Source organism: Fluviibacterium sp. S390 (genome assembly GCF_049800695.1).
Lineage (GTDB): Bacteria > Pseudomonadota > Alphaproteobacteria > Rhodobacterales > Rhodobacteraceae > Meridianimarinicoccus.
Genome location: NZ_JBNAFN010000010.1, coordinates 122,677 through 131,533, shown reverse-complemented (window position 1 = coordinate 131,533; position 8,857 = coordinate 122,677). Strand labels below are relative to the sequence as shown.

At 66.4% G+C, this 8,857-nt stretch carries 8 protein-coding genes; 5 read left to right on the top strand and 3 right to left on the bottom strand.

Annotation, left to right across the window (positions count from 1 at the left end; genetic code table 11):
- The first annotated feature begins 573 nt into the window (after window positions 1-573).
- From ACP15K_RS10250 to ACP15K_RS10235, 4 genes are read left to right on the top strand one after another with little or no spacing between them, the layout of a single operon-like run.
- Complete coding sequence (locus ACP15K_RS10250) at window positions 574-1,605, top strand: extracellular solute-binding protein (RefSeq protein ID WP_226926057.1); 1,032 nt, start codon at window positions 574-576, stop codon at window positions 1,603-1,605.
- A gap of 58 nt (window positions 1,606-1,663) precedes the next feature.
- Complete coding sequence (locus ACP15K_RS10245; RefSeq protein ID WP_424990449.1) at window positions 1,664-2,764, top strand: ABC transporter ATP-binding protein; 1,101 nt, start codon at window positions 1,664-1,666, stop codon at window positions 2,762-2,764.
- Window positions 2,764-3,621, top strand: coding sequence for an ABC transporter permease (locus ACP15K_RS10240; protein ID WP_193143028.1), 858 nt, complete (start codon window positions 2,764-2,766; stop codon window positions 3,619-3,621). Before ACP15K_RS10245 ends, ACP15K_RS10240 begins: the two co-directional genes overlap by 1 nt.
- Before the next feature lie 10 nt (window positions 3,622-3,631).
- The gene (locus tag ACP15K_RS10235) at window positions 3,632-4,483 is read left to right on the top strand and encodes an ABC transporter permease (protein WP_424990448.1); all 852 of its coding nucleotides are present in this window, start codon (window positions 3,632-3,634) and stop codon (window positions 4,481-4,483) included.
- A 9-nt stretch (window positions 4,484-4,492) separates the two neighbouring features.
- Here ACP15K_RS10235 and ACP15K_RS10230 read toward each other — a convergent pair whose 3' ends face one another.
- From ACP15K_RS10230 to ACP15K_RS10220, 3 genes are read right to left on the bottom strand one after another with little or no spacing between them, the layout of a single operon-like run.
- Window positions 4,493-5,539, bottom strand: a complete 1,047-nt coding sequence (locus tag ACP15K_RS10230; protein WP_193143026.1) for an ABC transporter substrate-binding protein — start codon at window positions 5,537-5,539, stop codon at window positions 4,493-4,495.
- Window positions 5,529-6,947: a sensor histidine kinase gene (locus ACP15K_RS10225; protein ID WP_424990447.1), complete on the bottom strand. Its 1,419-nt coding sequence runs from the start codon at window positions 6,945-6,947 to the stop codon at window positions 5,529-5,531. Before ACP15K_RS10225 ends, ACP15K_RS10230 begins: the two co-directional genes overlap by 11 nt.
- Window positions 6,934-7,605, bottom strand: coding sequence for a response regulator transcription factor (locus ACP15K_RS10220; RefSeq protein ID WP_366194241.1), 672 nt, complete (start codon window positions 7,603-7,605; stop codon window positions 6,934-6,936). Before ACP15K_RS10220 ends, ACP15K_RS10225 begins: the two co-directional genes overlap by 14 nt.
- 190 nt (window positions 7,606-7,795) lie before the next feature.
- Here ACP15K_RS10220 and ACP15K_RS10215 point away from each other — a divergent pair, with 190 nt between their 5' ends.
- Window positions 7,796-8,785 carry a Bug family tripartite tricarboxylate transporter substrate binding protein gene (locus tag ACP15K_RS10215; RefSeq protein ID WP_366194240.1) on the top strand — a complete coding sequence of 330 codons (990 nt, stop codon included), beginning with the start codon at window positions 7,796-7,798 and terminating at the stop codon, window positions 8,783-8,785.
- Window positions 8,786-8,857 lie beyond the last annotated feature (72 nt).

The following is an 8,857-nucleotide window of genomic DNA, read 5'->3' as shown; positions in this document are numbered from 1 at the left end:
GATCAGTCCCTGAATGTCGTCACCTTCCGAAGCCTCTCAACCCCGTCCAGCCCCCCAACAGCGCGTCGCCGCCCCGTCGGTGAAGGGGTGTCTAGAGCCACTCTCAAAGAGTCGCAACCCCTTTTTTGAAGAAAATGAAGGTTTCTGGAAATCCCCGGAAAAAACAAACAATAACATACGGATACTATCCATCACCCGCACAGCAACACTCCCCGCCAAAACCAGAACACACCCAAACCAAAACCACAAACGGTACCGCGATACCCAATGACCAAAGGGAAAGGGGAAGATCGGCGCGACGCAACACAACAAGAAGGCGAGTCAGGGGGATTCTATCCGCGCCCGGACCCCCTGCAGGCGCCACCCGCCCGCAAACGGCCCCCGGTCCGCAACGCCCCGTCCCCCGCGACATCTGCCGGAAAAGCGGCCCATCGTCATGCTGCCGTCAAACTCTCCTGAAAGGATTTGACGGCTGGAAACGCGGGGGCCAAGGTGTCTCCCACGTAAAAATCAGAAAAACCAACGGGGTTCCCTATGACTACTCGCTGCCTTGCCACCTGTTCCGCCGCAGCCATGGCTGCCGTGCTGACCGTGGCACCCGCCTCTGCCGATACGCTGCGCCTTCTGACCTGGAGCAACTATGCCCCCCAAGAGGTGATCGAGATGTTCGAGGCCGAAACCGGCCATACGGTCGAGGTCACAAGCTCGAACAATGAAGAAATGATCGCCAAGCTGCGCGCTACCGGCGGCAGTGGCTTCGATCTGGCCCAGCCCAGCCAGGATCGCATCGCCGGTCCGCAGGAAGAATTTGGCATCTACAAGCCCATCGATCTGTCCAAGATCGACACTGCGCTGTTCATCCCCTCGATGCTGGAGGCCACCAAGGCCAACACCACCGTCGGCGGCGAGGTCTACGGCCTGCCGCATGTCTGGGGCACCAATGGTCTGGTGCTGGACCGCAGCATGGCAAGCTCGGTGAAGGACTATACCGACTTGTGCAACGATGATGTGGCCGGCAAGGTGTCCTACCGTCTGAAACGGCCGACGCTGATCGGCTTTGCCTATTCCATGGGGATGGATCCCTTCGCCGCCTATGGCGACGAGGCGGCCTATACCGAGATCATGGAAAAGGTCGAAGCCAAGCTGATCGAGTGCAAGCCCAACGTGAAGACCTACTGGGGCGGCGGTGATGAGCTGATCGGCCTGATGAACTCGGGCGAGGTCGTGGCCTCGATGGCCTGGGATTTCGGCGGCTGGAAGCTGAATGCCGAGAACCCGGACATCTCCTTCGTGGCCCCGGCTTCGGGCGCGCTTGGCTGGATCGACACCTTCGTGCTGCCTGCCAAAGGCAAGGCCGATGACGCCGCCTATGCCTGGATCAACTTCGTGATGCAGCCCGAGATCGCCGCCAAGATCACCGCGGCCGCCGGCAACTTCACCGCGTCGCTGGGCGCCGATGCCTTTGCCGACGAAGACCTGAAGGTGCGCTTCCAGGACAGCTTCCCGCAGGAAGCCATCGACAACATCAAGTGGTATCCGCCGGTGCCCGCCGGTCTGGAAACCATCGAAGGCGGCGTGCTGGACCGCGTCAAGGCCGCCAACTGAACCTGACCTTCGCGGTGCCTGCCTCGTGCGGGCACCGCCCCTCTTATACCGGCTCCCCATGACCCCTGATCTTGAATGCCTGACCCTGACCAAACGGTTCGGCGATACTCTGGCCGTGGACGAGGTTTCGTTTGACGTGCCCCGCGGTTCGTTCTTTTCCATCCTCGGGCCATCGGGCTGCGGCAAGACCACGGTCATGCGGATGATCGCGGGGTTTCTGGAACCGACCTCGGGCGATATCCGCATCCGCGGCCGCTCGGTTCTGGACACGCCGCCCAACAAGCGCCCGGTGAACATGGTGTTCCAGCACCTGGCGCTGTTCCCGATGATGAACATCGCCGACAACATCGGCTATGGGTTGCGCCGCGCCGGGCTGCCGCGCGACCAGATCGCCCGCAAGGTCGACGAGGCGCTGGACCGTATCGGCCTGCCCGGCATTGGCCAGCGCAAGGTTGATGAGCTGTCCGGCGGCCAGAAACAGCGCGTCGCCATCGCCCGCTGCATGGTGCTGGAGCCCGAGGTGCTGCTGCTGGACGAACCGCTGGGCGCGCTGGATCTGAAACTGCGCGAACGCATGAAGGTCGAGCTTAAATCCCTGCAAGCCGCCTTTGACACCACCTTCGTCTACATCACCCACGACCAGTCCGAGGCGCTGGTGATGTCCGACCATATCGCGGTGATGAACGAAGGCCGCTTCGAACAGGTCGGCAGCGGGCAGGATCTGTACTACCGCCCCGCCACCGCCTTCGTGGCGGGCTTCGTGGGCGACAGCAACCGCTGGTCCGGACAGGTCGAGCGGGTCGAGGGCGACGCCCTGATCCTGCGCACCGACAGCGGGTTGACCCTGCGCGGCGACCGCCATGACCGCGCCCTTTCCCCCGGCGACCGGGCCGAGATCTTCGTACGCCCCGAAGCCATCCGCATCGCGCCGTCGGTCGCAGATCTGGCCGGGTTCGACAATCGCCTGTCGGGTACCGTCACCTCGCTGCTGTTCAACGGCGCCGACAGCCGGATCCTGGTCAAGGACGAAGGCAGCACCGAGGAGATCGCCGTCAACCTGCCGCAATCGGGCGAATTTGCCCATCTGTCCCGCGGCGCGCAGGTGCATATCGGCTGGGCCGGGGCACAGGGCAATTGTTTCGGGGCGGGGGCCTCCTGATGCGGGCCGAGGCGAAACTGGGCCTGATCCTGCTGCTGACACCGCTGCTGCTGTGGCTGACCCTGCTGATCCTGATCCCGCATATCGACATGGCGCTGGTGTCCCTGCGCGAGCGCGTGGGCGTCGGTGAATACCGCTTCAGCTTTGCCAACTACTGGACCTTCCTCAGCGAGCCGCTGTACCTGCGTACCTTCCTGCGCACGGCGGTGATGTCGATCCTGGCCACGGTGCTGACGCTGCTGATCGGCTTTCCGGTGGCCTATTACATCGCCAAGATGGCGCGCGGGCGGATGCGCTCGGCACTGTTCCTGCTGTGCCTGGTGCCGTTCTGGGTGTCGGAACTGGTGCGCACCTTCGGCTGGATGATCCTGCTGCGCGAAACCGGGTTGATCTCGAACCTGCTGCAATACCTCGGGCTGGTCGATGGGCCGGTCGAGATGCTGTACAACGACGCCGCCATCATGGTCGGGCTGATCTACACCTCGATGCTGTTCATGGTGGTGCCGCTGGTCACCACGCTGGAAACCCTGCCCGACGAGGTGATCGAGGCGGGCTATGATCTGGGCGGCAACGGTGCTTCGGTCCTGCGCGAGATCATCATTCCCCACGCCACCCCCGGCATCGTCTCGGGCTGCATCGTGGTGTTCATGCTTTCCCTGGGCAACTACCTGACCCCGATCATGCTGGGCGGCAAGGACAGCCTGTGGTTCACCGAGCTGATCTATTCGCAGTTCATCGTCCGCTTCAACTGGGAGCTCGGCGCCGCCTTCGGCTTCCTGCTGCTGGGGCTGTCCTCGGCCATCGTCTGGGGGATGCTGAAGCTGACCGGCCAGTCCCTCGAAAAGACCATGGGATAGGAGGCCACACATGATCCCTTCCATCCCGCAGCCGCGGTTCCTGATCGCCGCCTATACCGCCTATGTGGTGGTGTTCTTCCTGTTCCTCGCGCTGCCGCTGGTGGTGGTGGCGGGGTTTGCCTTCAACGACAGCCAGTTTCCCTCGCTGCCGTGGCGGGGCTTCACCTGGAACTGGTTCTTCGGCACCGAACGGCCACAGATCGGGGTGTTCCACGAACGCCCGATCCTGCGCGCCATCGGCACCTCGGCCTTCGTGGCCGTCTGCGTGTCGGTGCTGTCGGTGGCGGTGGGCCTGTCCAACGCCTTCCTGTTCAACCGCTACCGCTTTCGCGGTCAGGGGCTGCTCTATGTGCTGATGCTGCTGCCGCTGGTGGTGCCGGGCATCGTGCTGGGCATCTCGATCCTGGTGTTTTCCAGCCGGGTGGCCAACGGGCTTTGGGACGCCGCGCAATGGGATTTCGAAGCCCTGCGCCCCGGCCTGACACTGGTGATCCTCGGCCAGTTTTCCTTCATCGCCACCATCGCCACGCTGGTCATCGGGGCGCGGCTGCAAAAGTTCGACCGCACGTTGGAAGAGGCCGCGCTGAACCTCGGGGCCACCCGGCTGACGGCGGTGCGCACGATCACCCTGCCTTTCCTGATGCCCGCCCTGATCGGTGCCTTCGTGGTGGCCTTCCTGATGAGCTTCGAGAATTTCAACACCACGCTGATGTTGGTGGGCTCGGACGCGCCGCTGACCATCGCCATGTTCGACCGCCTCAAGGAAGGCTCGACCCCGCTGCTGAACGCGGTGTCGCTGCTGCTGATGCTGGGCTCGTCGCTGCTGGCGCTGGTGATGATCGCCTTCCAGAAACGCGGCTGACGGGGCACATTATTCCGGGCGCGCGGCCCAGAAGGTGGCGCGCCATTTCTGCACGAAGATCTCGCGACGGTGCCGGTCCATCGCCACCAGCAGCGTCGGGTTGATGGGAATGTCGCGCCGGGCACTGGACGGCAGGCCGGTCTCGTCGAAATCGGGCCGCCACATCAGGTTGCTCTCGGCCAGAATGGCCTGCCCGCGCGGCGACAACAGGAAATCAAGCAGCCGGGTCGCCCCGTCGGCCTGCGCCGCGCCTTTCGGGATCATCAGGGCGCGCGACAGGAACAGGGTGTAATCCTCGGGATAGATCACCCCCAGATCAGGGCGCGGCGCGCTGTCCACGTAAGACCCCAGCACGTTGTAGGCGATGGCATAGCGGCCCTCGGACACACCTTCGATGATTTCCGCCGAACAGCAGGTCGCCACCGCCTCGACCCGGTTGAACCCTTCCATCAGGCCGCCAAAGGTGGTGGCCTCCTGGCTGTCCATGAAGGCGAACAGGAACCCCAGCCCCGAAGCCTCGATGTCATAGGTGGCGATCTTGCCGTGATACTGGGGCGCGTCGCGGCGCATCAGGTCCAGCAGGGCAAAGCGGGTGCGCGGCACCTCGGTCGCCGACACCAGCCGTGTGTTGTACAGGATCACCGCCGCCTCCTGCGTGATCCCCCAGATCTCGTCGCGCCAGCGCCGCGCCGGGGCCAGCGCCTCGGTCCGGGCCGACCGGTACGGGCTGGCACAGGCCCGGTTCACCAGATCGACCATCTGGTGCACGCCGGACGAGATCACCACATCGGCCACCGCCTGCGGCCCGGTGCAGGCCGCAAGACTGTCGGCATACAGCGCGTTCGAGCCCCATTGCTCATAGGCAATTTCCAACTCCGGGTTGTCTGCGACAAAGGTCTCCAGCACCGGGGCCATGATGACGATGTCGGTGGTCGAACGGATCGTCAGTACCGTGTCGGCCTGCCCCTGCGCGGCGGCAAAGCGCGCCACCGCCTCCTGCGCCGGGGCGGGTCCGGCCAGAAGGCCCAGAAGCACAGCCAGCGCCCTAGCCCGCATCGCGCGTCCCCCCTGCCCCGGCCCATGGCAGCACCAGGGTGATCCGGAACCCCTGCCCCGCGGGGCCCGCGCCCAGGGTCACCCGGCCGCCGAAGGCCTCGGCCACCGCGCGCACGATGGACAGGCCCAGCCCGGCGCTGTTGCCCTTCGACGCCGCCGACCGCTCGAACCGTCCGCCAATGCGGTCCAGAACCTCCGGCGGCGGTCCGTCTCCCGCATCCTCGACCCAGATCTCGGCAGTGTCGCCCGCCCGGCTGACCCCCAGCCGCACCGGCGATTGCCCGTGGCGCAGCGCATTGGCCAGCAGATTCTTCACCGCCTCGCACAGCGAGATCTCGTCGCCCAGAACCATGATCGCGCGGTCGCCGATGACCAGTTCGACCTCGGCCTCGGGGGCCAGCACCTCGTGATCGCGGCCCTCCAGCACCTGCAGCGCCACGTCGCGCAGGTCCACCGGCTCGGGCGGCGCATTGTCCGCGCGATGGATGACCAGCGCCCGCGCCAGCATCTGGTCCAGCAGATTGCCCAGCGACCGGGTGCGCTTGACCAGCCGGTCCAGCCGCTGCGGCAGATGTTCGGGGTCATCCTCCAGCGCCAATTCCGCCTGCGCCCGGATCGCCGCCACCGGCGTGCGCAACTGGTGCGCGGTATCCGAGATCAGGTGCTTCATGGCGCCCACCTGCCGGTCCAGCCGCCCCATGAAGCGGTTCATCGAGCCGACCATCACCGCCACCTCCGCCGGTCCGTCGGCGGGCATCGGCGTCAGGTCATAGGGATCGCGCGCCGACAGCTCGCGGGCCATCCGGTCCAGCGGCCGCATCGCCGAGCGGATCACCAGGAACGCCCCCAGGATCAGCACCAGCCCGATCCCGCTCATCACCAGAACCGCGCCACGGGTCAGCCCCAACGCCATCTCGTTGCGCGCCCGCAGGGTCTGGCCGACGGTGACATGGACGCTGCCCGAGAAATCGCGTTCCGAAAACCGCCGCACCACGGTGACGAAGCGCGCCGGATCGCCGTGCAGCGGCGCGTCGAAGAACACCGGCGCCGGGCCGACCTCTCCGGCGGCGGCCGGGGCATCCGCATGGCCGGTCAGCAGGGCACCACCGGCGCCGCGCACCGCGTAGGTGATCCGATCCTCGGAAGCCAGCGCCAGCAGCCCGAAGGCCGACACCGGCATGTTGACCAGCGGCGCGCCCGCGACGATGTTCACCGACCCGGCGATGTCATTGGCGGCCCCGACCAGGATCTGGTCATAGGCCTGCCGCGCCGCGTTGCGGCCATAGGCGAAGGCGGCGAAGGTCACCACCACGCCGCCCACCACCAGCAGCGACAGCACCCCCAGCATGACCCGCGCCAGCAAGCTGCCACGGCCGCCGGTTTCGAACCCGCCCCTAGCCATCCGCATGGATCCGGTAGCCCAGCCCCCGCTGGGTCTCGATCCCCACACCGGACCCGGCCAGCTTCTTGCGCAGCCGCGCGATGTACAGCTCGATGGCATTGACGCCCACGTCGGCATCGTCGAAGGCGAACAGCCCGTCGTACAGGCGCTGCTTGCTCAGCACCTGCCCCCGGTGGCGCAGCAGCAGGCCCAGCAGGGTGGCCTCGCGCCGGGTCAGCTCCAGCGGCGCACCCGACAGGGTGGCGCTCAGGGCCGCCGGCGCGAAGCTCAGCGGACCCAGATCCAGCGCGTCGGACTTCTGCTCGGCCTCGCGCCGCACCAGCGCCCGCAGCCGCGCCTCAAGCTCACGCTGGTCAAAGGGTTTCACCAGATAGTCGTCGGCCCCTAGGTCCAGCGCCGTCACCCGGTCATCGACCGAAAACAGCGCCGTCAGCATCAGCACCGGGGTGCGGTCGCCGCGCCCGCGCAGATCGGCCAGCAACTCGGTGCCCAGCCCGTCGGGCAGGTTGATGTCCAGCACGATCACGTCATAGCGCTGCACCGCAAGGCAATCCTCGGCGGCCTCGCGGCTGTCGGCGATATCGCAGGCCATGCCGCTCCGGCCCAGCCGGATCGCCACCGCTTCGGCCACATCGGTGGCGTCTTCGACGATCAGGACACGCATGTTCCCCCCAAAAATTGCCGCCCGGCCCTTGAAATGCGTCCCGCCCGTGACCGGTGACAGGTTGGTGACAGCAAAGGCGCCTATCCCATCCTCAGCCATTCGCGCGACAACCGCAATCATGCGGGCCGCAATGGCTGGCCACCGGGCGGCCGGACAGCCCGGAAAAATTGGACTGTGGAGGACCCAACCCATGATTTTCAAGGCAACCCGCCTTGCGGCCGCGGCCGCACTGCTGAGCGCATCCGCGCTTGGCGTTTCCGCCCAGGGCTTTACCCCGGAAAACCCCGAATGCATCGCCCCCGCCAACCCCGGCGGCGGCTGGGACTTCACCTGCCGTCAGGTCGGCAAGTCGCTGCAGGATCTCGGCCTGCTGGACAAGACCGTGCAGGTCGTCAACCTCGCCGGCGGCGGCGGTGGCGTGGCCTACGCCGAAGTGGTGAACAAGCGCAATGACGACAACAACCTGATCGTCGCGGCCTCCTCGGCCACCGCCACCCGCCTGGCGCAGGGCGCCTATCCCGGCAACACCATGGACCAGGTGCGCTGGCTGGCCTCGATCGGCGCCGACTACGGTGTCATCGCCGTGGCCAAGGACAGCGAGATCGCCGATCTTCCGGCGCTGCTCGACATGATCAAATCCGACCCGACATCGATCTCGGTCGCGGGCGGCTCGGCCGTGGGCGGCTGGGACCACCTGAAGGTTCTGATCGCGGCCAACGCCCATGGCATCGACGACGTGCGCTCGGTCAAATACATCGCCTTCGATGGCGGCGGCGAGGCCGTGACCCAGCTTCTGGCCGGCTCCGTGCAGGCCTTCACCGGCGACATTTCCGAAGCCAAGGGCTTTGTCGACAGCGGTGACATCCGGGTGATCGCGGTGCTCGCGCCCGAGCGTCTGGACGGCGAATTCGCCGCCTTCCCGACCGCCCGCGAACAGGGTGTGGACGTGATCGGCGCCAACTGGCGCGGTTTCTACGCCCCCGGCGGCATGAGCGACGAAGCCTATGACGCCTGGGTCGCGAAGATCGCCGATCTCTATGCCTCGCCCGAGTGGAAAGAGATCATGGCCGCCAACGGTCTGGCGCCGCTCGACCTGCAAGGCGACGCCTTCCAGACCTTCGTGGCCGAAAGCGTGGCCCAGATCCAGGACATCTCGCGCGAGATCGGCATCATCAAGTGATGCGCCTTCGCGCCTGAACCCCGCCGGGGGCCCGCCCGCAACCCGCGCCCCCGGCCCCCGGCGGCCCCCGGC

Excerpts from the sequence above, each read along its gene's own strand:
- ACP15K_RS10250 (WP_226926057.1), top strand. The coding sequence starts at position 574 with ATGGCTGCCGTGCTGACCGTGGCACCCGCCTCTGCCGATACGCTGCGC.
- ACP15K_RS10245 (WP_424990449.1), top strand. The coding sequence starts at position 1,664 with ATGACCCCTGATCTTGAATGCCTGACCCTGACCAAACGGTTCGGCGAT.
- ACP15K_RS10240 (WP_193143028.1), top strand. The coding sequence starts at position 2,764 with ATGCGGGCCGAGGCGAAACTGGGCCTGATCCTGCTGCTGACACCGCTG.
- ACP15K_RS10235 (WP_424990448.1), top strand. The coding sequence starts at position 3,632 with ATGATCCCTTCCATCCCGCAGCCGCGGTTCCTGATCGCCGCCTATACC.
- ACP15K_RS10230 (WP_193143026.1), bottom strand. The coding sequence starts at position 5,539 with ATGCGGGCTAGGGCGCTGGCTGTGCTTCTGGGCCTTCTGGCCGGACCC.
- ACP15K_RS10225 (WP_424990447.1), bottom strand. The coding sequence starts at position 6,947 with ATGCGGATGGCTAGGGGCGGGTTCGAAACCGGCGGCCGTGGCAGCTTG.
- ACP15K_RS10220 (WP_366194241.1), bottom strand. The coding sequence starts at position 7,605 with ATGCGTGTCCTGATCGTCGAAGACGCCACCGATGTGGCCGAAGCGGTG.
- ACP15K_RS10215 (WP_366194240.1), top strand. The coding sequence starts at position 7,796 with ATGATTTTCAAGGCAACCCGCCTTGCGGCCGCGGCCGCACTGCTGAGC.